Source organism: Novosphingobium aeonii (genome assembly GCF_052279045.1).
In the GTDB taxonomy this organism is placed as follows: Bacteria; Pseudomonadota; Alphaproteobacteria; order Sphingomonadales; family Sphingomonadaceae; genus Novosphingobium.
Map to the genome: position 1 here is coordinate 660318 of NZ_CP176833.1, position 22659 is coordinate 682976.

Consider the following 22659-nt stretch of genomic DNA (forward strand, 5'->3'; position numbering starts at 1 on the left):
TTCGGCCATTCAGGCAGCATGGTTGGCAAGGATGATTTCGCCGGCCCGCCAACCGATCGCCATGGTGGGGGCATTGGTGTTGCTCCCGGTGATCGACGGCATGATCGAGGCATCGACGACCCTGAGCCCCTCGGTACCGCGCACGCGCAGTTCCGGGTCGACCACGGCTTCGTCGTCCGATCCCATCCGGCAGGTTCCCACGGCGTGGAAGCCTGTGGAACCATGTTTGAACGTGGCTTCCAGCAATTCCTCGTCGCTGATCGCGCAGGGCCCGGGGATCAGTTCCTCGACGATATGTTCGGCAAGGACAGGCTGCGCTGCGAGCTTGCGAATGTAATGCAGGATCGCGACCGCATTCTCGCGGTCATAGGCAGTGGCCATGTAATTGGCATCGATCCTGAGGGGGGCGGACGGATCGCTGGAGGTGATTTCCAGTTCGCCCCGGCTTTCCGGCCGCAGCGTATAGCCGTAGATCGTGATCGCGGGATAGGGACTGACGCCTTCGCGCCCGGGGGTGAACGGTCCCAGTCCGATCTGCGCATCGGGCAGTTTCAGTGCCGGATCGGTCTTGATGAAGCCGCCTGCAACAAAGGTGGAGCGGGCGAGGGGGCCCCGTCCCAGCAGGCCGTATGTCAATATCGAACGGATTAGCCCGAGCCCCTGAAGCCCCTTGTTGCTGCCCCCGCGCCTGACCCGGTACTGCACCGGCAGGGTACGGTGATCGCTCATGTTGCGGCCGACTTGCGGGCGGTCGACCAGGACGTCGATGCCCAGATTGCGCAGCAGTCCGGCGGGGCCGATGCCGGAGCGCTGGAGAATGGCCGGCGAATTGAGGCCGCCTGCGCTCAATATGGTTTCCCGCCCGGCGGTGATGCTGAACGTGCGTCCGCGATGGCGGACATGCACGCCGGTGGCACGTCGGCCTGAGAACGCGATCGACAGGACTTCGGCATCCGTCACTACATCGAGGTTCCGGCGCCGCATCGCCGGTTTGAGGAAGGCGCGCGCGGCGCTGAAGCGCTTGCCATCCTTGCAGATCGTTCGCGGCTGCCGACCGAAGCCGCCGGCCACGTTTGCCTCGACGCTGTTGATGTCCTCGACGACGGGATTGCCAAGGGCGGCCGCGGCCGAGATCGTTGCCCGGAACAGCGGATCGTCGCTGGGCGACAGATTGACTTGCAAGGGGCCTGATCCGCCTCGCGACGGCGCGGGGCCAAGTTCATGGCGCTCTATCTCCGCATAGCAGCGCCCGATATCCTGCCAGCCCCATCCCGGCGCGCCGTTGGCCTCCCACCCGTCATAGTCGTCGGGTGCGCCGCGGGTGTAGACCATGCCGTTGATGGAACTCGACCCTCCCAGGGTCCGTCCGCGCATCCAGAACTCGGCGGGGCGGCCTCCCCCCGGAGAAGCCATATAGCGCCAGATGTAGGGGCTTTCGGGCCCCATCAGCTTCGCCAGTCCCATCGGAACAGTGATGAGCATGTTACGGTCCGATGGGCCGCATTCGAGAAGCAGCACCGAGTTGCGGGGATCGGCCGACAGGCGATTGGCCAGCACGCACCCGGCAGAGCCGGCGCCCACGATCACATAGTCATAGGAAGGCCGCATCAAACAAGACCCAGTGCCGTGCGGATCGCATTGCCCACGGCGCTTGCGCCGTCCGCCGCGCTCATCCGGTTGTGGCAGAAAGCGACGGCAAGGCCTGTCGCCGGATCGGCCCAGCCCAGCGAACCGCCTGCGCCCGGACATGCGATCGCAGTGGCCGCGCCCAGCGCCATGGTGAGCGGCGACTGGCCGTCATACATCCAGTAGCCGCCCTGACTGAGTGGCATCGGCATGCCGAAGAAAACCGGGTCGGGAAGCGTGCCGCCCGGTCGCATCTGGCAACTCATCGCCACGCGTTCCCGCGATAGCAGCCGTTTCCCGTCAAGCTCGCCGCCATTTGCGAGGATCGACCAGAACCGTGCGAGACTGCGTGCCGTGAAGATCCCGCCGACGCCGGCGATAGTCGCCCGGCGAACGTCTTCCCGCTCGAAAATATCGGGCGCGAGCCGGACCTCGAACGGCATTGCCTTTTCGAGGACCGTACCTGCCGGCGGCGGCTGCATGTTCAGCGCATCGACAAGCCTGGCGATGCGCGGTTCGGCTGCTTCCGGGACACCGATCCACAAATCCTCGATATCGAACGGGCCGGCGATTTCCTGTGCCACGAAATCCCGGAAGCTGCGCCGCTCCGGGTCGGTGCGGCGAACGATTTCGCCGACCACCCAACCGAAGGATACGGCCTGATAGGCGGGCTGCCCGACCGGGAAGATCGGCTCCAGCGCGGCGATTCCGGCGGTCATCGCGTCCCAGTCGCACATCATCTCGGGCGTTACCGCAGGCGGCATTTGCGGCGTGCCGGTTCGATGGGAGAGCGCATCGCGAACGGTAACGGCCTCTTTGCCGTTCGAGCCATATTCGGGCCAGTAACGCGCCACCGGACTGTCGTAATCGACAAGGCCGCGTTCCGCCTGGACATGAAGCGCCGTCGCCGCGACGGCCTTGGTCACCGAGAACACATTGAACAGAGTGCCGCCATCTACCTTGCGGCCCGTGGCCGGATCGGCAACTCCGGCCCAGGCATCCACCACCAGTTCGCCATTCAGGTAGGCCGCAACCTGCACGCCGATTTCGGTGCCCTCCTCGACCAGAGCGTCAAGGACCTGTTGGACGGCGGCATTGGCCGCCTGATGCTTCGCCATGTCTACACCTCTCACCGTGGGGCGGCGTGAGGTTCGTGCCTTCGCCGTCTCTGCGAAGTTCATAATAGGTGTGTTATAAGCGAGTCAATCGGGCATTTCCGGCGTAACGGCACCAATATCTCTTTTAAACATGCATTATTAGAATTCCTCTTGAAGAGAATGCGGCTTGCGTGGATGGAACGCGGATGGCCCTGCACCGCGGGCCGAACCTTGGGAGCAATGTGCAAATGGCGCGAAAGCCATCGAAGGAAGGCCTGGTCTCCGGCGCGGTCGACCGGATGAAGCAGATGATCCTCGCACAGGATTCCGGTACGCAAATCGGCTCCCTTCCCGACATTGCAAAGGGGCTGGGCGTTGGCGTCGTGACGGTGCAGCAGGCCGCGCGCGTTCTCGAGCATGAGGGTTTCCTGAAGGTCAAGCGCGGGAACGGCGGTGGCTACTACGGCGCCCGCCCCGACGCTGCGTCGCTGGGGCGGGCCATGGCGGGTTTCCTCCAGGTCAACCGGTCACGCGAGCATGAGGCCATCGAAATCATGACGCTGCTCGACTGCGACCTGATTTCCGCAGCCGCGCTTGCGACTGACGAGGCGCTTCGCGAACGGCTGCGCGATCATGGCCGTCAGATCGACGCCTGCAACACGCCCGAGCAACGGGGCGCTTTTGAGCAGGAGATGCAGGACATTATATACGCGATGGTCGACCGGCCGTTGATGGAGATGCTCGCCCGTGTGACCATGGAGCACTATTCCTCGCATGTCCGCGTGCCGATCTATCCGGGAGCCGAAGGCGCCGAGCGCTGGAAGCAGGAGCGCCACAACATCATCTATGCCATTCTCCGGCGCGATGCCGGGCTTGCCCGGTTCGAGGCGCAGCGCCGGCGGGAGGATATCCTGCAGCGGCTTGCACGGGCGCCGTCGAACGCGGAAGGGCAATGAACGGCGCCGCCCTGATCCGGTCTCTTGCGGGTGATTAACGGTATTAAAAGCGTTTTCCCCTAGCCGCGGGGGATGATTTCGAGCGGTTATCGAAAATGGTCCTTGGCGGTCTTTCTGCTGCTGGCGATGCTGGCGTGCTTCGGCGCCGGTTGGAACAACGTAGCTGCCACGCATGAAACGCGAGAATTCTGCCGGGCGTCGGGTCGCATGTCGGAAGACGTCCTGGCGGTAGCTGCGGAGGCAGGGCGATGGTCTTGTGGCGACGGGAAATTCTCCATTGATGCCGAGCGCGCACTCTTGCGCTTCGAAATCCATGCCGACGAGCCGCTGCCGCGATTCTTCCTTTCAAGGCGGAGCGCGCTTGCGGCGATACATCTGCTTGCCATCGACCGGGATGGTACGGTTCGCCGCCGCTCCATTCCCGCAGACTCCCTGCGCAGTTCGGTCGCCGGCGGGTACTTCATAGCGCCCTTGCCGAACGTGACGGGCGCGACCAGGCAGGTGATCGTCGCGGTTGACCTGCCCAGCCACCGGATGACCCTCGAGAAGGGATATCTCGCGCGGGCGGACGCGACAGGGGGGCTTGCGGGCATGCGATCCCTGCTGGTCCTCGCAGGGCTGGCCGGAATGCTCATCATGCCGCTCATCTTCAATGCGGCGTTTTACCGGGCCTTGCGCGAGCCTTTCGTCCTCTGGCACTCGGCGCTGACGCTTTCGCTGCTGATAACCATCGTGGTGTCATCGGGCTTGTCGGTCATGTTGTTCGATCCCCCTGCCATGACATTGAGCCGGATGGCGACGTTGATCTTCGGGATGACGATCGGGTCGGGGGCGATGTTCACGTACTGCTTCATCGAGCCCGGATCCATGCATCCGTTCCTGCGGCGATTGCTGCCCTACTGCGCGGTATGGTCACTGTTGCTGAGCGTGTTTCATGCGGCATTCCCGTTCATTGCGCGGCCCATCCAGTCGAGCGCCTACACCGCGGCGTTCGCGCCGGTTCTTGCCGTATTCCTGTTGTCGATGATCGATGCATTGCGTCGAGGCAGTCGCGCCGCGAAGTTTCAGGCCGTTGGGTATACGCCGATGGTGGTGGTGGGTTTGATCCGTCTGGTGACCGGCGTGATCCCCTGGGCGCACAGTTCCGATGCCATGCTTCTGTTCTACATCGGCTGTATTTGCGAAGTCCTTTTCACGACGCTCGGCATGGCGGACCGTTTCGTCACGATGAAGCGGGAGCGAGACGGCGCACGCACCGAGGCGGAACTGCTTGAACGGATTTCCGAAACGGACCCGCTGACAGGATTGCTGAATCGCAGGGCGATAGAGCAGCAGTTCGACCAGCTTCGAATCGAAGGCTTCACCGCGCTGGCGATCATCGACCTTGATCACTTCAAGGCGATCAATGACCTGAACGGACATGCTGTCGGCGATGAGGTGCTAAAAGCGGTCGCCCGCGCGCTTCAGCCAACCCTGAGCGTCTGCGCGTACCGCCTTGGCGGTGAAGAGTTCGTGCTGCTCTTGCGCGGCGACGATGCCGAGATTCAGGCCGAGCTTCGGCGCAGGGCCATTCCCGCAATCGTCGCCAATGCCGTTACCGGTCTTGAACGTGCGGTCACTGCCAGCATGGGCATGGCCGTGCTCCACGGGGAGGAAGGTTTCGCATCTCTTTATGATCGGGCCGACAAGCTGCTTTACGAAGCCAAAAGCGCCGGGCGAAACAGAACCCGGTTTGCCTTAAAGTCGCCGCCGCTGGATGGCGTTTTGAGCGGCCGGGCGATGGTGGCATAGACCTAGTTGGCGAGATCGATGCGGGCGGCGACGCGAGCGGCCAGTGGGCGCCCGTCGAGCGCGTCCTCCAGGCGATCGAGCAGCGGTACGAGATGGCCCGCTTCGGCATCCAGTTCCTCGGCGCTTTCGTTCAGCGCTTTCCAGAGGGGGGCAAGCGATGCGACGAGCCGGTCACCTTGCGCTGTAAGTGAGAGGAGCCGACGCCGGGCATCGGCTTCATCGCTTCTGGCTTGGACCAGTCCCGCCGCTTCAAGCGCCCGTCTGGCCTGACTGACGGAGACATGAGTGACGCAAAGCGCATCGGCAATCTCGCCGACCGTCATCGCGCCGTTCAGGACGATCTGGTTGAGAATACCGAACCAGCGCTGTTCGAAGTGGACGTCCTGCGACGCGTAGATTTGTGCCGTTTCGCGGTCGATCCTTTCGGAAAGCCTGCGTAAGCGGGCCCCCAGCGCGGCTCCGCCGACTGCACGACTATAATCCATGCGCTTGTCCGTCATGCCAACGGCCCGGTGAGGAGGCGCTCGGCGATCGCCTTGATTGCAGTCTTGCTCGCAGGCGTAGCCGAACCATTGGTGAAGATCGCGACGCCGGTCGTCGAGGCAGGATCAAGGTAGACGGCGGTGAACACGCCGGGATCGCCGCCCCAATGGTTGATCCGCCGCTTGCCGAGTGCGCTGGATTCCATCCAGCCCAGCCCCTGTCCTGTCACCCAATCCGGCAGGCCCTGCGGTACATGCATGGTCAGCATCTCGGCCTGGTCGGTCGCCGTCAGGATCTGCGCGGGCCCGGCCGCTCCGCGATTGGCGGCTGCAGCGACAAAGGGCATGAAACCTGCAATCGAGGCGCGCAGCATCCCCACCGGAAAATCCGGGAAACCGACCGGTTCGGTCGGGACGATCCGATCATCGACGATGTCGTAGGGAGTGGCCATCAACGCCTTGGGCACGCCGGCGATGGTCCATGAGACCTGCCGCATACCAAGCGGATCGAACATCCTGGCTTGCGTGAATACGCGCAGGTCCTCGTCCGCGACACGTTCCACCAGATATCCGAGCAGCGCATAACCGACATTGCAATAGTCATAGTTCGCGCCGGGGGCCGCTGGCGAGAAACTTCCTGTAACCGAATAGTGTCTGCCGTCCGGCAGGAGATAGTCCTTGAGGAATGTCCCAAGCGGGAGGGAGGAATCCTTGCCAACCGTCCGGAAATCCACCTTGTAGTAAGTTTCGTCCGAGATACCCGACACGTGCATCAGCAGATGCCTGGCCGTGATGGCGGCATGAGGATGGGCGGGATTGAGGACTTCGAAGTCGAGATAGCGATTTACCGGCGCATCGAGTTCGATCCGGCCTGCTTCAACCAGCATCATGATCGCGGTGGCCGTCACGGTCTTGGTGACGGATGCGAGGTGGAACATCGTGTCTGTCGTCACAGGCCGGCGCTGCGCGACATTGGCAAAGCCATACCCACGCGTAAGAACGACTTTGCCTGCCCGCGCAATGCCGACCGCCATGCCAGGGAAGGCGCCGTTTCGAAGCTGTTCCTTCAGGAAGGCATCCAATCGGCCATTGTCCGCCGTTATGTCCAAGGCCGCCGCGGCGCCCAGGGCCGGTGTCGCCATGGTGGCCACGGCACCCGTCAGGAAGGCTCGTCGGTTCAAGGAAACGCCTGGTGCAGAGTGAACAATGTTCGGCATGTGGAATGTCCCGCTGATATATGTAGGCACCTACATTAATATGCGCTCAAAAGGAAGCGCTATTCTTCCAGGCGGACTGTGAACTTCAAGGATTGAAGCTGGGGGAGGCGATTTCGTGATCGTCGGAGAGATGGCTGAAGCGCATCGTGTTGCGTCCTGCGTCCTTCGCTTCGTAAAGGGCACGGTCTGCGGCGCCAAGGCAGCGGGCAGCATGATCGGCATCGACCGGCTTTCCGCGCCTGCCGTCGTTTACGGTCACGCCGATGCTGACGGTGATCCGGCCGAACGGACTTTCCGGATGGGTCATGGAAAGACGTTCCACCGCAATACGGCAGTTTTCGGCCACCCGCAGCGCGCCCGCAGCATCCGTGTCAGGCAAGACCATGACGAATTCCTCGCCCCCGAAGCGGCCCACGGCATCGCCGGCACGGCGGCCCCAGCGCGCGATCTCGCGGGCAATCGCGACCAGGCAGCGATCTCCCGCGAGATGGCCGAAGCAGTCATTGTAGTTCTTGAAGTAATCGACATCGACAAGCAGCAGGGCCATGGACGTTTCCTCGCGATTGCTGCACCGCAACTCTCTGGAAAGCGCGCTTGCCAGGCCGTTGCGGTTGAGCAGCCCGGTGAGATGGTCGGTGCGCAAGGACGACAGGAGCTGCCTGCGGGATTGCCGGAGCCGGGCCTCGATCCGGGCTTCCCGCGAGATGTCCATGGCGCCGATCAGCAGTTCCGCGACCAGCCCTTCGGCGTCGTAAGTCACGCTGAACGAGGGCAGGTAGGTGCGGCTCCGCCAGTAGATTCGGATATCGGGCAGGGGGGTGCCGTGTTCGGCGAACCTGTAGCATCGCTCAAGCATAGGGCCGAGCTGCGGAAACATCGTAGTGGCGCAGGCTCCATCGAGTTCCTCCACCGTATGGCCGGCAATCGCGGCCATCTGCCGGTTGATGAAGACGACGTGACGGGCGCGATCGAGGATGCAGAAGGCGAAAGGCACGGACTCGAAGAACCGGCCGAATACCGGAGTGACATCGGCAGAGGAGCGGTCATGGCGGCTTTCCGGAAACCCGGTATCTTCCGGGCAGGCAGCTCTCACCATGGAATCCATCCTCCTGTTCGACTTTTATGAGCGCCCCTGTTCCCCCTCTTGCGGGCAAAAGTCATGTAAAGGAGTGCAAATTTGTGGCGCTTGTAAAACCTTGTAAAACCGGCTGAAGGACTGCTGCCCAGGACGGTCCGCGCTGATATGCTACCTGCGGGGGCAATGGTGCTGCGGAAAATCCGGGGCGGATCAGGGGCTACGCGCGAATGCGGATTGCAATTCTGGAGGACGATCTCGCCCTTGCCGGCTATGTCGAGAAGTCGCTGCTGGCCAGCGGCAACAGTTGTGCCATGTTTGCGGACGGTCAGAACCTCCTGCATCAGATGCACCGCGAGACTTTCGACATGCTGATCCTCGACTGGAATGTACCGGGCATGTCGGGCCTCCAGATACTGGACTGGATGCGCGAGAATCTGGACAGCAGGCCGCCTTCGCTCATGCTCACGAGCCGGTCTGCCGAAGAGGACATAGTGGCCGGACTGTCCGCCGGTGCGGACGATTACGTGATCAAGCCGGTATCCTCGGCCGTCCTGCTGGCGCGGGTGGCCGCCGTGGCACGGCGGGCGTATCCCACCCCCACCAACCCGGTCGAGACATTCGGCCCCTTCAGGTTCGACAGCCGGGCGGAAACGATCGAGCTGCTGGGAGAAGCGGTGGCCGTCACCGCGAAGGAGTTTGCCCTTGCCACGCTCCTTTTCAGGAACATGAACCGCGCCTTGTCCAGGGCTTACCTTCTCGAAGCGATCTGGGGCGTGCGACCGAACCTGCCTACGCGGACGCTCGACGCGCACATCTCGAACGTGCGCACGAAGCTCAACCTGCGCCCGGCGAACGGTTTCAAGCTCTCGCCGATCTACTCGTATGGCTATCGTCTGGAAGCCCTGACTTGAACTCTCGTTTTCTTTGCCGCGCATCCCTTGCCGCGGCGCTGCTGGCCACTTCGGCAGGTGTCCGCGCGGAGACGCCGGCCCATGTCGCTTACAGCGTCAACCGGAACGACACTCTCTACGACCTTGCCCGGCGCTATTTCGCCGATCCGGCGAGCTATCCGGTGGTTCAGAAGCTCAACAGGATCGGCAACCCGAGGCGGATTCCCGTAGGGCGCATCCTCAAGATACCGCGCTCCATGCTGCGCCGCGAACCCATCGAGGCGGTCGTGCAGAGCTATAGGGGGGCCGTGCTCGTGGGCGCGCGAAGCGCGGCCGTTGGGCTCAGGGTTCGCGAGGGAGATCTGATCGAGACGGGCGAGCGCTCGTTCGTTTCGCTGCGGCTGCCCGATAGCACCACCGTCTCCCTTCCTCCCGGAAGCCGTGTGCGCGTGGAGCGGCTGCGTCGCACCCTGCTGGCGGAATCCGTCGAGCGGCGCTTCGTCGTGCAGCGGGGGCAGGCGTCCGGGATCGTCACGCCGATGACGGACCCTCACAGCACCTTCGAGTTCCTGACGCCCCGCGCGATGACATCGGTGCGCGGAACCCGGTTCCGTACAAGCTACGATCCGGCCAGCGGGGCTTCGAAAGTCGAAGTCTCGGAAGGCAAGGTTGCGTTCCGGGAGACGCGGGAGAAGGAGCAGTTCGTCGTGGCGGGCTTCGGCACTAACGACGGGCTTGCGGCACCCGTGCCGCTGCTGGCGCCGCCAGAGCTGATGTCGCCGGACAGGGTACAGGCCGAGGAGCAACTGGTCTTCGCCGCGCGGCCGGTCGTCGGCGCTGCACGTTATCGCTTTCAGATCGCCCGCGATGCCGGTTTCATGGACGTGCTGGACGAAGCCTATGCGCAAGTGCCGCGCGCCGAATTCGCGGGCCTGCCTCGTGGGACATATTTCGTACGCATGGCCGGCATGGACGGTAACGACCTTGAGGGCCTTGCCTCGACCTATAGCTTCGAGCGCCGGCTCAACCGGCTACGAACCAGTTTCGAGGAAAGTCGTGCCGGCAGATACCGGCAGTTCCTGTTCCGCTGGCAGGCGCCGGATGCTCCGGAGGCCAGTTTCCGCTTCCAGCTGTCGCGCAGTCCCGATGGTTCCGCGCCGTTGGTGGACCAGACCGGCCTGACCGGGGATGCTTTCGTCATCACCGATCTCGCGGCCGGTACCTATTACTGGCGGGTGATGAGCATCGAGGCCTCCGAGGGGCAGGTCTACACAAAATGGTCGTCTGCCAATGAACTGCGGGTCGGGGCCGCGAAGTGAACCTCACGGTTCGCCTCAAGACCGAATGGTGGATCATTGCCGTGCTCGTCAGCCTTCTGGCTGTTGTCCTGACGCTAAGCGATGCGCTCTCGCGGTTGGATAATGCCGCTTACGACCATCTGCTGCAACTCGATCCCAAAAAGTCGGATGGCCATATCGCGCTGGTCGAGATTGACGACGACGCCCTTGCGCAACTTGGCCGCTGGCCATGGGATCGCGGCATTCATGCGCGGCTCGTCGATCGGCTGAGCGAAGCGGCACCGAAGGCGATCGTCTACGATACGCTTTTCACCGAGCCGGGTGCGCCCGCCGGAGATTCGAGGCTGGCCGGCGCTATCGGGCGGGCAGGGAACGTGTTCCTGCCCTTCTTCGTCAGCGCAGGCGGCCTGCCGGGCGGAGGAAACAGGATCGTCGACCCTATTCCGCTGCTGCGGAATGCTGCGAAGGGCACGGGCTTTACCGATTTCCTCGTGGATGCAGACGGGGTGATGCGCTCGGCCCCGGCACCGATCGGCTCCCGCCTGCACCTGATGGTCGAGGTTCACCGCAGCATCGGGAAAGGCGCGCAGGTGCCCGGATCGGGCAGGTTGATCCCCTTTACCCCCGGCGAGCCGTGGCTTCGTATTCCGGCGGCATCGCTCATCGCGGGAAAAGTTCCGGTCCAGGATTTGCGCGGCAAGTTCGTCCTGGTGGGAGTGACAGCCGGTGGTATCGGGCCGCGCTATCCCGTTCCCGGCCTCGGCACGATGTCCGGGCTCGAAATCAATGCCCAGTTCCTGCGCGGGCTGCTCGCCGATCTGATGATCGAGAAAGCGGGGATCGCGGCGCGGATCGGCTTTGCGGTCGTGCCGGTCTGGCTGCTCATGTTGTTGATGGGCCCGTTCCCGCGCGTTTCCCCGGCGCTGGGCCTTGCAGCCGCAACGGCGACCGTCCTGGCGGCCGCCGGCCTGCTGCTTCTCCTTGGACGGATCTGGCTTCCGCCCGCGACCGCGGTCCTGGCTCTCTGTATTGCCTATCCGATCTGGGGGTGGCGGCAACTTGCGATCACGCAGCGCTTCATGCACCGCGAACTGCTGCGTCTGGAGGCCGATTCCACGATCTTTGTGCAGCGCCCAAGGAAGGGGCGGCAACCGCTGCCCTCGACGATTTCACTGCTTACTGCCGCCATCACGAGCAACCGCGACATGAAGCATTTCGTCGCCGAACGGCTCGACCAGTTGCCGGACGCGACCCTCGTCACGAATGGTGAGGGTAAAATCCTGCTCGCCAATGCATCGGCGGGTAACCTCTTCGGGCCGGAGCAGGTCCGAAGCGGCGAGCCCGGCAAGGGTGCTGCACTGCTGGGCCGCTTCCGGCAGGCCGGATTCCAGGAGCCTATCCGCTTTCCCGACATGCCGACCGGGGGGGCGCTCAGTTTCGATGCCATTACGGACGATGGCCATTTCTTCGCCATCCGCTTTGCGCCCCAGCGCTCCGTCGATGGAGGCTTCGTTGGCTGGATCGTCCAGTTCATGGATGTAAGCGAGGCCAAGGCGGCGCAGCGCCAGCGCGACGATATCCTCGAACTCCTGACTCACGACATGCGCTCCCCGCAGGCATCGATCCTCGCCGTTCTGGAAACGGCGCCGAGCGAGAACATCGCGCCGGAAGAAGCGCGCCGCATTCGCCACTACGCGGAAAGGACGCTTGGTCTCGCCGATGGCTTCGTCCAGCTCGCGCGCGCTGAAAGCCTCGAGTATGCCCTGGAGGATGTCGCGCTGGGGGACATGATGATCGATGCGATCGATGATCTCTGGCCGCAGCTCACGGCCAAATCGATTTCGATCGATACCGTCGACGGTGAAGAGCGCCTGATCGTGCGGGTAGAGCGTTCACTCATGACCCGCGCGCTGATCAACCTCCTCGACAACGCGATCAAGTACAGCCCCGTGGGAAGCCATATTCGTTGCACTGTGCGGCAGGAGCCGGGAGATGACAACGAACTGCGCGCGATCTGTGAGATCGTGGACGAAGGCCCCGGACTGGAAGAGGAACACAGGCACAGGCTCTTCGAGCGCTTTCATCGCGGCCCGCTCGGCGCCGGTAGAAGAACGGATGGCGTCGAGCTTGGCCTGAGCTTCGTTCATACCGTTGTGGTGCGGCATCGCGGCGAGGTCCGCTGCGCCAGCGAAGCTGGCCGAGGCGCGACATTCACGCTGGCCCTGCCGCTTGCCGATCAAGGACAAGCCTAGGTTTACGGCCTCGGCGGAATGGACCGTTTACGGCCGGGCGGTTGCCGTCGCGGTGGAACCGCCGAGCTGCGTCAGGAACGCCTGCAAGAGCTGGCCCTCGACGCCGGGCCTGCCTTGCTTCACCGGCTCTTGCCCGACAAGGCGGTAGAGTTCCCGGCCCGTCTCCCGCTGCGAGATGACGAGCGTATAGACCCGCAGTTCGGTGGAACGGGACCGGGTGGGCGGCACGAGCCAGGTCTTTTCGTCCGCCTTGTCCTGAGGCGCGAAGAGGCCTGTCCCGCCGGGAAGCCGGGCCGTGGTGAGCTGGACGAGATAATCCGCCCTTTCCGAGCGCGAGAACCCCCGCGCTGCGAGATCGGCGAGAATAGCGCTCTGCCAGTCGCCGTCGTCTGCCGGCCCGCCAACCAGTTCGATACCGCCCGCCTGCGGAATAGCGCCTGTGGCATTCACAGTGGGTTTCGGCAGGGACGTACATGCAGGCAGCAGGGCTGCCAATCCCAGGAGCAGCGGTGAAGCGGGTACTTTCATCGTCATTTCCGATCAGGCCTGCAGGGTCGAGCGGTCTCGTAGGTGAATTCGCGGCTAAGTCCATCTCATGCAAGCCTTCGCCAACTGAGCGGCTTGCGAATTTACACTGCTTTACATCGCGTCTGAGGGATTTCGCCTATGCTGGGCTGGCCGTTGCAATCCGCTGCGGCCATCTCGATCGCGACGCTGCATTACCCCCCGCGCCAGCGAAAAATACCCCATGTATGGTGATCGAGGTGAGAAGTGATCCGGGCTCGAACCGGGCGCCACCTCCGGCCTCGCTCCCCCCAATGGAGCGAGGCCCTTTCTTTGCAGGCCAGCCATCATAAATGTAAACAATTGTTATCGCTATGGTGATGCAGCAGGCAGGTCTTTAGGGGAGGCGGCGGGCAGCGGCTCAGTCTCATCGACTGCCCCCGAGGAGCCGCTGCCCATCCTTTGCCATCCTTCGTCCGATGGCGTTGCGTTCAGCCGGCGGATGACCTGCTGGTCGATACCCAGTCGTCAACGACGCGTTCAAGCACGGTCAGCGGCATTCCGCCGCCCGCAAGCGCCGTGTCGTGGAAGCCCCGGATGTCGAAGCGGTCTCCCAGTGCCGCCCGCGCCTTTTCGCGCAGACGGACCCATTCGTTGTGGCCGACCTTGTAGGCGCAGGCCTGGCCCGGCCAACTGCAATAGCGCTCCACTTCCGAGGTCGCCCCGCCTTCGGCGCGGCCGGTATTGTCGATGAAATAGCGGATCGCTTGTTCGCGGCTCCAGCCCTTGGAGTGGATTCCGGTATCGACCACCAGACGCACCGCGCGGAACAGCAGGCTTTGATAGAAACCGATCCGGCCCAGCGGATCGTTGTCATAGGCCCCCAGTTCGTCGGCCAGCTGCTCGGCATAGAGCCCCCAGCCTTCGGCATAGCTGGAGAAGAACAGCAGGTTCATGAGCTTGGGCGCCGCCGCGCTTTCCTGCTGGAGCGCGATCTGGAGGTGATGACCCGGGATCGCCTCGTGATAGGTGAGGGTGGGGAGGCCGAATTTCGGCCAGTTGGCGGTGTCGGTCAGGTTGATCCAGTAGATCCCGGGGCGCGTGCCGTCGAGGCTGGGCGAATTGTAGTAGCCCTGCGAAGCGCCTTCCTGGATCTCGGGAGGAACGCGCTTGATCTGCACGCCTGCTTTGGGAAGGCGGCCAAAGGCCTTGGGCAACAGCGCCTGCATCGCCGCCATCTGCTCGTTCAAGTGCGCCACCAGTTCCACCTTCGCGGCGTCGGTGTTGGGATAGACGTTGGCGGGGTTGGCGATCAGGGCCGCCATGCGTTCGCCCACAGTGCCTTGGCTGAAGCCTTGCGACTTCAGCAAGGCGTCGGAGCGGGCGGTCAGATCGGCAACCTGTTCCAGCCCGATGCGATGGATCTCATCGGCGGACATCCGGGTCGTGGTGATGTAGTTCAGGCTATTGGCGTAATACTGCGCCCCTTGCGGCAGGCGCGATACCGAGGCGTCATGTCCGGCCTTGGGCAGGGCGGCCTTCAAGGCATCGTTCTGACGCTGGAGGGCGGGATAGACCCGTTCGGAGACCAGCTTTTCCACGCGCGCGCCCCATTCGCCGGGGATCGACTGTTCATGCGTGCGCCGCACGATCGACTGGACGAGCGTGGATTCGCCGGCCGCCGTGCCCAGCATTCCGGCCTGGAGGCCGATGGTCTTGTTCAGGATGAAATCGGGCGGGATGACGCCAAGGCCGAAATCCTCGCGCATCCGGTCGGTCTCGGCGGTCAGAACATCTGCAAAGTCGTTCACGCGCGAAACGAAGGCCTCGGCGTCGGCTGCCGTCTTGATGGTGTGCTGGTTGTCGAGGAAATCGGCGGTGTTGAGGTAGGCGCCGCCGCCCTGGCTGACCCGGTAGACCTGCGGCCAGCCACCCTGGCCATAAGGTATGGCGTAAGTATTGATGACGGAATCGAGGTTCGCCGCGATCGTGTCGTAATAGATCGCGTCCCGCGAATTCATCGAAGCCCTGTCGAGGGCGCCAAGCTGGGCGCGAGCAGTGCGGACGAGTGCCCGGTCCTTTTCCTCTTGCTCCCGCGTGGGAATCGTCAGGCGCGATTTCAGCGCGGCGCGGGCGCCGGTGTCCAGTCCCAGCTGCGTCGCCGTCTCTGGCGAGGCATCGACCTGGACTTCGAAGTACTTGTCCATGAAGGCGGCAAGGGCAGCGTCGGAACCGGCCGGCGACGCGGACACGCGTGCGAGCGCGGGGCCGGCCGCAACAGCGGCGGCACCTGCCGAAGCGGAAGTGAGGAAACGGCGACGATCGATCATGAAAGCTCCGGCGATAGTTTATGGCCGGAACTTACGCCATGGTTTCAAGCGAATGCAAATGGAGCGGATGATTTCGGGCAGGAAGAGGTGAAGAAGCCGCTCTCCCCATGAAATCATCCCGGGCTTGCCGCCGCTTTTGGACGCCAGTCATTGATCGGCCTCGCCGAACACCGGGGAGGGGCGCCGTTCAGAAGTCGGGATCGAAGCCGGCAACGGCCCGCAGGACGGGCGGACGATGAGCGGTATCCTCGGCTTGCGGCAATTTCTTCTTTTCAGGCACTTTGCCCGGATCGTTGATTTTCGTTCTGTTTCGGCGGGGCGCCGCCTTTTTATTGTTCATCGACTGCCTTGGTACATTCATTGCCTTGGAAGGGAGCCGCCGCGCCGGGCATGCCGGGCGCGGCGGAACCGATCAGAAGTTGACCGTCGCGCCGATGGCGATCTGGCGGCCAAGCGAGTCATACCGTGCCGAGAGCGTGTTGCTCCGCGACAGGCCGTAGTTGTAGGAATTCGGCAGCAGCGGCGGCAGCTTGTCGAAGATGTTGTTCGCCGAGATGCGGAACGAGAAGGCCTCGTCGACGCGGAACGTCATCGCAAGATCGAAGTAGTTCTGCGCCTTGATCCGGTAGAACGTCTCGCGCTCGGAGCTTTCGCTCCAGCCCAGTGCAGGGTCGCCCGAGTTGCTCACGTTGGTCAGCGGGCCGACATAGCGCCAGTTGAACGAGGCGTTGAAAGCGCGATCCTCGGTCGTGTAGGTGGCGCGCAGGCTGTGGGTCCACTTGGGGATCAGCTGGCCGCAGGGACCGCCGTAGTAACCCGCGCAGTTGTACTTGGCGAGGATCGGCGAATCCTGGCCGCCCGCCAGCGTGGTGAGCGAGCCCGAGAAGTCCAGCGCGAGGTCACCGTAACGGCCGAGGCCGAGGGTGTACTGGCCCTGGAAGTCCCAGCCGTGCGACTTGCTCTTGTAGTAGTTGGTCGTGCCGCCACGGATGAACCCGGTGGTGGGGTTGGTGCCCGGGTTGCTCGAGAGCGTACCATCGGCATTGCGCACGAACATCGAGCAGAAGAACTCGCTGCCGGTCTGGAGGCAGCCGTTCGAGAAGTAGTCGTAGTCGTTGTAGCCGATCGAATCGTCGAGATCGATCAGGAAGCGGTCCACGGAGACGACGAGGCCGGGCAGGAACGAGGGCTTGAGGACGACGCCGAAGGTCTTGGTATAGGCCGTTTCGGGGTCGACGGTATAGCCGCCGCGGCGCACGGTGCAGCCGATGTCGGTCGGGCAGACCAGCGTCGGGCTGCCGTAGAGGCTGTCCGCCAGGCCGGTCGCCGCGCAGACTTCGCGCGATGCTGCCGGAGCGCCGTAGACGGGAACCTGCTGGCCGTTGGCGCCGGTCGTGTACGTGACCGTCGGTGCGCAGATGTCGTTGTAGGCCGTGGTGATCCGGTCATAGCTGGTGTTCGAGCCCTGGTAGGCTTCGACGACCGTGGGCGCGCGCTGCGCCTTGTTGATCGATCCGCGGAACGTGATGTCCGAGATCGGCGACCAGATCGCTTCCGCCTTCCAGGTGGAGAACACGCTCGGGTTGGAGCTGTACTTCGAAAGCCTGTAGGCGCCGTTGAACTGGAGCAGTTCGGCGAAAGGCTTGCGCTCGATGATCGGAACCTGAAGCTCGACGTTTCCTTCCCAGACGTGCTGCGAAAGGTTGGCGTCGGAGCCGCCGTTGTTTTCACGCCAGACGTCGTCCGCGTAGCTCTTCAGCTTGTCCTGGCGGAATTCGGCGCCCAGTGCGATGGCCACGCCCTGGTCGGCCCAGGGAGACTGGATGCCATAAGTGCCAAGATCGCCCTGCACGGTGGCGACCATGTCGTAGAGCGTGTTGATCGTGGTGGAGGTGCCGAAGCTGCCCTCGGTCAGGTAGTCGTAGAGCGCCTGGGTGTTGAGGGTGGAATTGGCGCTGAAGGCGTCGAAGGGAACGCAGCCATCCGTGGTGCCGGAGGCGCACTGGAGCTGCCCGTTGACGCTGACCACGTTGAGCGCGTTGTTGACGCGGTCGTAGTCAGGCTGGCCCCAGGTGATGTCCTGACGATTGCGGGCATAAACGCCGCCCACGTCGTAGCTCCAGCCTTGCGCGAACTGGCCGCGCACGCCTGCGGTCGCGCGCAGGCCCTTGTTGAGATAGACGTCCTCGATGTCCTTCACGTTGTTGAAGCGGTAGCGCAGTTCGATCGGCACGAGGTCGGAGGTGCCTGCCGAGCTGCCGCACACCGTCTGCGCCTGCGAGGCCGACATCAGCGGATTGTTGCAATTGACGTAGTAGGGCGAGGAGCCGTCGCCATAGGCAGTCGGGCTGTAGACGCGCGCCGGGTAGGGGTTGGTCGAACGGTCGCGGAACCACATCGCGCTGCCATAGAGTTCAGCCGCGTCCGAGATTTCGAACGAGGTGAAGCCGCCGGCGTTCCAGCGCTTGTCTTCGCGCTGGAAGGAATAGCCGTCATAGGGGTTGGCGGCGAGCGCGGTGCTATAGGGCACGAAGGTGCGCGAACCGTCGGGATTGTTGACGTACTGTTCGCCGCTGGCCGCGCCGGTGCGGGGCGAGATGTAGCCGTAGGGTGTGTAGGTCGATACCGTGCAGCTGAGCGGGCCATCCTTCACCGCTTCGGTCAGCTGGCAGCCCGAAGTCTCGCGCGAGGAATAGGGCACGAGCGCCGCTTCGCGGTAATTGACGTAGCCGCTGATGTGGAACCGGTCATCGAACAGCTTCTTGCCGAAGGTCAGCGAAAGGTCCGCGCGACCGCCGTCCGTGGTCGTGCCGCTGGCGGGCTGGTCGAACCCATACTGGCTGGCAACGTCCGAGATCAGCGTGCGCTTGTTCTTGTGGAGGTAGAAGTTGTAGTTGCCGTTGAGCTGGAGGCCCTCGAAATCGTCATCCATGACGAAGTTGACGACACCGGCAATCGCATCCGAGCCGTAGACCGCCGAGGCGCCGCCAGTCAGCACGTCAACGCGCTTGATGAGCGAGGTCGGGATCATGTTGGCGTCGACGCCGTTCATGGTGCCCACGCGCTTGCCGTCGATCAGCGTGAGGGTACGTTCGAAGCCGAGGTTGCGCAGCTTGATGCGCTGGCGACCGTCGGAATCCTGGTAGTTCTGCTGGCTGTCCGGCGAAATCTGCGGAATGCGGTTGAGAACTTCCTCGATGTTGACGGCGGCCTGTGCGCGGATCGCATCGTTGGTCACCGAGGTGATCGGCGCTGCCGCTGCCGAGTTCGGACGATTGATGCGCGAGCCGGTCACGACGATGGCACTTGCGGCGGAATTGGCCGTGCTGTCGGAGGCGGCATCGTCGGGCGCATTGCTCTGCGCCAGCGCCGGGGTAGCGAGACCCGTGATGCAGGTCGTCGCCAACAATAGTCTCGTGATCTTCCTCATTCGTTACCCCTTTTCTTCCCTGGTATTGATATTGCCTGGTATTAATCTGGTTCTGCCGGGTGCACGCGCTCGGCTTCCGCCGCGGGGACGTCGGGCAATCGCTCGGCTCGCTCGCGCCTCGGGGCGCGATCAGGCTCGGCGGAGGCTTTCCGAAGGACGGATGACGGTCCGGCCGGTCTGGTCCGTTACCGCGTAAGTGAAGCCGGGCTGGATCGCGAAGGCTCCGACCTGGCCGTCCGTGTCGATTGCGAGGAATGCGACCTGGGCGTCCTTCACGGCGTCTCCGCGCAAGGCAACGATATGCTCTACCGCTTCGCGGCAGGCGGCCATGGCCGACATGCCCATGCGCATCGAGCCGACCACTCTTGCGGCACCGGCAATGCGCGTCACTTCCTCGCCCACGCCGGTTGCCGTGGCTGCGCCGACGCCGGGTTCGACCAGCAGCCCGCAGCCCGACTGCGGGGAATCGCCGACGCGGCCGCGAAGCTTGAAAGCCATGCCCGAAGTCGTGCAGGCGCCGGCGAGGCGCCCGTCGGGGCTGCGCGCGAGAATGCCGATCGTGTCATGGTCGAGCGCCGACCCACGCTGGTTCTCGATATTGGCCACCGGCTTGTATTCGGCCTTCTTGAGCCATTCCTTCCACGCCGCCTCTGCCTCGGGCGTCAGCAGTTCCTGCGCTGCGAAGCCTTGTTCGCGTGCGAACTGCGCCGCGCCGTCGCCGACCAGCATGGTGTGCGGCGTGCGTTCCATGACGCGCCGCGCGACGGAGATCGCATGAACGTAGCCTTCGAGCGCGGCGACCGCGCCGGCATGGCCGCGGTCGTCCATGATGATCGCGTCCAGCGTGACGTGGCCATCGCGGTCAGGGTATCCGCCCAGCCCGACGGAGTGATTGGCAAGATCCGCTTCCGGCACCTGCGCACCGGCTTCGACCGCGTCGATCAGTGTTCCGCCGGCTTTCCAGCGAGCATAGGCAGCGGCATTCGCCGCCGCGCCGAAATCCCATGTCGACACCACGAGTGCGGCATTGACGGCATTCTTCGTGGTGCCGGCAGCGCGTGCCGTTCCTGCCGCGACCGATCCGGCCAGGGCAAGTCCCAAGGTGTTGCGACGCGAGAATCCCATGCCCACTGTCCCCCGGCCAGAGATGGCCACCTCGATTTTTCGTTAGTTACGGAACGGCACGCCCTTCCCGAAGCCTGCCTTGCAACAAAGCTGTCATAGGTATTAAATAAATTCAATTACAAAATTCAGATTGGCATTAGATTTTTCCGATTTTTGACGGAATATGTCGCTAATTGGTCTCACCTCATCGCGGAAAGGTCGCGCGATTCCGTCTCAGGCCTGCCTTGGCGGGCGGCCGTGCGGGTCGCGGGCGAAGCCCAATTCAGGCACGTTCTGCATGTGGAAGGTGAGCCTGCCGCCCTTCATGAGCTCCTCATGGCCGATCCAGCAGCGGTCATGTGCTTTTCCGTTCCATTCCACGCGGCCGTAGTAGGGGCGGTCGGATCGGTTGCCCGGTGCGCTGACGATCAGTTCGCGGCCATTGCCCAGCCTGACCCGCGCTTCCTCGAACAGCGGACTGCCGAAGATGTAGATGCCGCTGACGGGATCGACCGGGTAGAAACCCAGAGCCGAAAGCACGTACCAGGCGCTCATCTGGCCGCAATCGTCGTTGCCGATCACGCCTGCCGGCCTGGCACGGTACATCAGCGCCAGCAGGCGGCGAACCATGGCCTGCGTCTTCCAGTGCGCACCGGTCCAGGCGTAGAGATAGGCAACGTGGTGCGAGGGCTCGTTGCCGTGCGCATACTGCCCCACCATGCCGCTGATGTCCGGCGGCGCGTTCTTCGGCAGGGTCGAAGGCGCGTTGAAGAAGGCATCCAGCTTGGCTTCGAGACCGGCCGGGCCGCCCATCGCCTCGGCCAGGCCATGGACGTCGTGCTGGTTGAGGAACGTCGCCTGCCAGCCGTTGCTCTCGGTAAAATCGCGCCACTTGCCCGAATGGCCGAGTTCGACCGGATCGTAGGGCTCGGTCCAGGAACCGTCGTCGAGACGCGGCCGGGCAAATCCGGTTTGCGTGTCGAACACGTTCTTCCAGTTGCCCGAACGTGCTTTCAGCCGCGCGGCGTCGTCTGCAGCACCTGCGGCGCCGGCGATCCTTGCTGCGGCATAGTCGTCATAGGCATATTCGAGCGTGCGGCTGACGCTTTCGAAGACCTTGTCTGCGGGGACGTAGCCCTTGGCGTCATATTCCGGAATGCCGCGGGCATTGTCGAGCACGGGCATCGTGAAGTCGAACGAGCGGCGGCGGATATTGGGCCAGGCGGCGGCGTAATCGCCGGGGGTGCCCTTGGCCATGGCCTCGGCAAGGACCGGCACCGAATGCCAGCCCATCATGCAGCCGGTCTCCACGCCCTGCAGCGGCCAGACCGGCGGGCCATAAGGGCTCTGCTGGGTCTGGCGTATAAGATCGGAAACGAACTCCTCGACCCGCGCGGGCCGGATGAGCGTCTGCAGGGGGTGGAAGGCGCGGTAGGTATCCCAGAGCGAATAGGCGCTATAGGCTTTCTGGCCCGGCGCGAGTTGGTGCACCTTGCGGTCGAGCCCCATGGTGCGGCCATCGACGTCGGAGAACAGCGTGGGGCCGATCGCAGCGTGATAGAGCGCGGTTGCCATGATCGTGCGCTGTTCGGCGCTGCCGCCGGTCACTTCGATATGCGAAAGTTCCTCCGCCCATGCGCGGGCAGCGGCCTGGCGATAGATGTCGAAGTCGAAGTGCGTCGCCTCCGCCGCGAGGTTCGCGCGGGCACCGGCGATGTCCACGGCCGACACGGCGGTGCGCACCACCAGCGGCGCGCTTCCGGCATCGTCGAAGTGGATGGCGGCCTTCAGGCGGCGACCCTTGACCTGCTTGCTGTCGGCAGGCTGGGGGCTGTCTTCGTCACCGAAGAATTCCACCCGGCTCGGCGGGCGGGAAAACTGCATCGCGAAGTAGATGTGCCGGCCCTTGGCCCAGCGGAACACCCGCCGCTGGCCGGTGAGAGTGCCGTCCGCGTCCAGTGCCATTTCCGCATCGTCGATCAGCGGATACTTGTCCGAGGAATCGAGCACGAGATGCGAGAGATCGATCAGCAGGTGGCCGGCTTCTCCAGCAGGATAGCTGTGGCGCTGGATGCCGGTGCGCAGCGTCGTGGTCAGTTCGCTGGACACGCCGTTTTCAAGCTGGACCCGGTAGTAGCCGGGTTCCGCCGCCTCGTTGCCGTAGCGCAGGCGATAACCTTCGTCCGGCCGGTCGAGCGGTCCCGGCTTTAGGCGGACCTCGCCCCGGCAGGGCACGACCAGCACGTCCAGCATGTCGCCGATGCCGGTGCCCGAAAGGTGGGTATGCGAGAAGCCGAGCAGCGAGGCGTCGCCGTGGTGATAGCCGGAGCAGGTGTCCCAGCGCGCAGTGTCGGTATCCGGGCTGAGCTGGACCATGCCGAAGGGCAGGGTGGCGCCCGGGAAAGTGTGGCCGTCGCCGCCGGTGCCGATGAAGGGATCGGCCACGGCATCGGTCCCGGTTCCGGCCGGCGCCGCTTCCGCTGCAAGAGCGCGGGTCGCGCCGGCAGGAACGGCGGCGGCCAGCAGCGCAAGGCGGCAGGAGCCGGACATCAGGTGGCGGCGACTCAAGGCAGTCATGTCTGGCATCCCCAGTCTATGAGGCCC

Annotated in this window: 16 protein-coding genes; 5 read left to right on the forward strand and 11 right to left on the reverse strand. The window is 64.0% G+C overall.

Annotated features, from left to right (window positions below):
* Positions 1–9 precede the first annotated feature (9 nt).
* Entirely contained in the window at positions 10–1608 is a 1599-nt protein-coding gene (locus ACLIMP_RS18620; RefSeq protein ID WP_443478799.1) for a GMC family oxidoreductase, read from the reverse strand.
* Positions 1608–2744: a serine hydrolase domain-containing protein gene (locus tag ACLIMP_RS18625; protein ID WP_443478800.1), complete on the reverse strand. Its 1137-nt coding sequence runs from the start codon at positions 2742–2744 to the stop codon at positions 1608–1610. The genes ACLIMP_RS18620 and ACLIMP_RS18625 overlap by 1 nt, the downstream gene beginning before the upstream one ends.
* Before the next feature lie 227 nt (positions 2745–2971).
* On the opposite strand from ACLIMP_RS18625, the gene ACLIMP_RS18630 reads away from it, so the two are divergent.
* Together ACLIMP_RS18630 and ACLIMP_RS18635 are read left to right on the forward strand one after the other, a co-directional pair.
* Entirely contained in the window at positions 2972–3679 is a 708-nt protein-coding gene (locus tag ACLIMP_RS18630) for a FadR/GntR family transcriptional regulator (RefSeq protein ID WP_443478801.1), read from the forward strand.
* Positions 3680–3781: 102 nt separating this feature from the next.
* On the forward strand, positions 3782–5470 hold the full coding sequence (locus ACLIMP_RS18635) for a sensor domain-containing diguanylate cyclase (RefSeq protein WP_324699457.1): 1689 nt from the start codon (positions 3782–3784) through the stop codon (positions 5468–5470).
* A gap of 2 nt (positions 5471–5472) precedes the next feature.
* Here ACLIMP_RS18635 and ACLIMP_RS18640 read toward each other — a convergent pair whose 3' ends face one another.
* From ACLIMP_RS18640 to ACLIMP_RS18650, 3 genes are all read right to left on the reverse strand, one after another.
* On the reverse strand, positions 5473–5955 hold the full coding sequence (locus ACLIMP_RS18640) for a MarR family winged helix-turn-helix transcriptional regulator (protein WP_443478802.1): 483 nt from the start codon (positions 5953–5955) through the stop codon (positions 5473–5475).
* A gap of 11 nt (positions 5956–5966) precedes the next feature.
* On the reverse strand, positions 5967–7133 hold the full coding sequence (locus ACLIMP_RS18645) for a serine hydrolase domain-containing protein (protein ID WP_443478803.1): 1167 nt from the start codon (positions 7131–7133) through the stop codon (positions 5967–5969).
* A 121-nt stretch (positions 7134–7254) separates the two neighbouring features.
* Positions 7255–8265, reverse strand: coding sequence for a sensor domain-containing diguanylate cyclase (locus ACLIMP_RS18650; protein ID WP_443478804.1), 1011 nt, complete (start codon positions 8263–8265; stop codon positions 7255–7257).
* Between the two features lie 209 nt (positions 8266–8474).
* On the opposite strand from ACLIMP_RS18650, the gene ACLIMP_RS18655 reads away from it, so the two are divergent.
* From ACLIMP_RS18655 to ACLIMP_RS18665, 3 genes are read left to right on the forward strand one after another with little or no spacing between them, the layout of a single operon-like run.
* On the forward strand, positions 8475–9158 hold the full coding sequence (locus ACLIMP_RS18655; protein WP_185999528.1) for a response regulator transcription factor: 684 nt from the start codon (positions 8475–8477) through the stop codon (positions 9156–9158).
* On the forward strand, positions 9155–10456 hold the full coding sequence (locus tag ACLIMP_RS18660; RefSeq protein WP_443478805.1) for a FecR family protein: 1302 nt from the start codon (positions 9155–9157) through the stop codon (positions 10454–10456). Before ACLIMP_RS18655 ends, ACLIMP_RS18660 begins: the two co-directional genes overlap by 4 nt.
* Positions 10453–12687, forward strand: coding sequence for a CHASE2 domain-containing protein (locus ACLIMP_RS18665; RefSeq protein WP_443478806.1), 2235 nt, complete (start codon positions 10453–10455; stop codon positions 12685–12687). Before ACLIMP_RS18660 ends, ACLIMP_RS18665 begins: the two co-directional genes overlap by 4 nt.
* A 27-nt stretch (positions 12688–12714) precedes the next feature.
* On the opposite strand, the gene ACLIMP_RS18670 is transcribed toward ACLIMP_RS18665, so the two are convergent.
* The 6 genes from ACLIMP_RS18670 to ACLIMP_RS18695 form a co-directional block, all read right to left on the reverse strand.
* Positions 12715–13215 (reverse strand): DUF4136 domain-containing protein, encoded by a 501-nt coding sequence (locus tag ACLIMP_RS18670; RefSeq protein WP_324699464.1) that lies wholly within the window; start codon positions 13213–13215, stop codon positions 12715–12717.
* Between the two features lie 467 nt (positions 13216–13682).
* Complete coding sequence (locus ACLIMP_RS18675) at positions 13683–15521, reverse strand: DUF885 domain-containing protein (RefSeq protein WP_324699465.1); 1839 nt, start codon at positions 15519–15521, stop codon at positions 13683–13685.
* A gap of 187 nt (positions 15522–15708) precedes the next feature.
* Positions 15709–15861, reverse strand: coding sequence for a hypothetical protein (locus tag ACLIMP_RS18680; RefSeq protein ID WP_443478807.1), 153 nt, complete (start codon positions 15859–15861; stop codon positions 15709–15711).
* A gap of 72 nt (positions 15862–15933) precedes the next feature.
* The gene (locus tag ACLIMP_RS18685) at positions 15934–18951 is read right to left on the reverse strand and encodes a TonB-dependent receptor domain-containing protein (protein ID WP_443478808.1); all 3018 of its coding nucleotides are present in this window, start codon (positions 18949–18951) and stop codon (positions 15934–15936) included.
* A 129-nt stretch (positions 18952–19080) separates the two neighbouring features.
* A complete protein-coding gene (locus ACLIMP_RS18690; protein ID WP_324699468.1) occupies positions 19081–20076 on the reverse strand; it encodes a glycosylasparaginase in 996 nt (331 codons plus the stop codon).
* Positions 20077–20289: 213 nt separating this feature from the next.
* Positions 20290–22632, reverse strand: coding sequence for a GH92 family glycosyl hydrolase (locus tag ACLIMP_RS18695; RefSeq protein WP_443478809.1), 2343 nt, complete (start codon positions 22630–22632; stop codon positions 20290–20292).
* Positions 22633–22659: the final 27 nt, after the last annotated feature.

Excerpts from the sequence above, each read along its gene's own strand:
- ACLIMP_RS18695 (WP_443478809.1), bottom strand. The coding sequence starts at position 22,632 with ATGACTGCCTTGAGTCGCCGCCACCTGATGTCCGGCTCCTGCCGCCTT.
- ACLIMP_RS18620 (WP_443478799.1), bottom strand. The coding sequence starts at position 1,608 with ATGCGGCCTTCCTATGACTATGTGATCGTGGGCGCCGGCTCTGCCGGG.
- ACLIMP_RS18655 (WP_185999528.1), top strand. The coding sequence starts at position 8,475 with ATGCGGATTGCAATTCTGGAGGACGATCTCGCCCTTGCCGGCTATGTC.
- ACLIMP_RS18625 (WP_443478800.1), bottom strand. The coding sequence starts at position 2,744 with ATGGCGAAGCATCAGGCGGCCAATGCCGCCGTCCAACAGGTCCTTGAC.
- ACLIMP_RS18680 (WP_443478807.1), bottom strand. The coding sequence starts at position 15,861 with ATGAACAATAAAAAGGCGGCGCCCCGCCGAAACAGAACGAAAATCAAC.
- ACLIMP_RS18685 (WP_443478808.1), bottom strand. The coding sequence starts at position 18,951 with ATGAGGAAGATCACGAGACTATTGTTGGCGACGACCTGCATCACGGGT.
- ACLIMP_RS18670 (WP_324699464.1), bottom strand. The coding sequence starts at position 13,215 with ATGAAAGTACCCGCTTCACCGCTGCTCCTGGGATTGGCAGCCCTGCTG.
- ACLIMP_RS18690 (WP_324699468.1), bottom strand. The coding sequence starts at position 20,076 with ATGGGATTCTCGCGTCGCAACACCTTGGGACTTGCCCTGGCCGGATCG.
- ACLIMP_RS18650 (WP_443478804.1), bottom strand. The coding sequence starts at position 8,265 with ATGGTGAGAGCTGCCTGCCCGGAAGATACCGGGTTTCCGGAAAGCCGC.
- ACLIMP_RS18640 (WP_443478802.1), bottom strand. The coding sequence starts at position 5,955 with ATGGATTATAGTCGTGCAGTCGGCGGAGCCGCGCTGGGGGCCCGCTTA.
- ACLIMP_RS18630 (WP_443478801.1), top strand. The coding sequence starts at position 2,972 with ATGGCGCGAAAGCCATCGAAGGAAGGCCTGGTCTCCGGCGCGGTCGAC.
- ACLIMP_RS18675 (WP_324699465.1), bottom strand. The coding sequence starts at position 15,521 with ATGATCGATCGTCGCCGTTTCCTCACTTCCGCTTCGGCAGGTGCCGCC.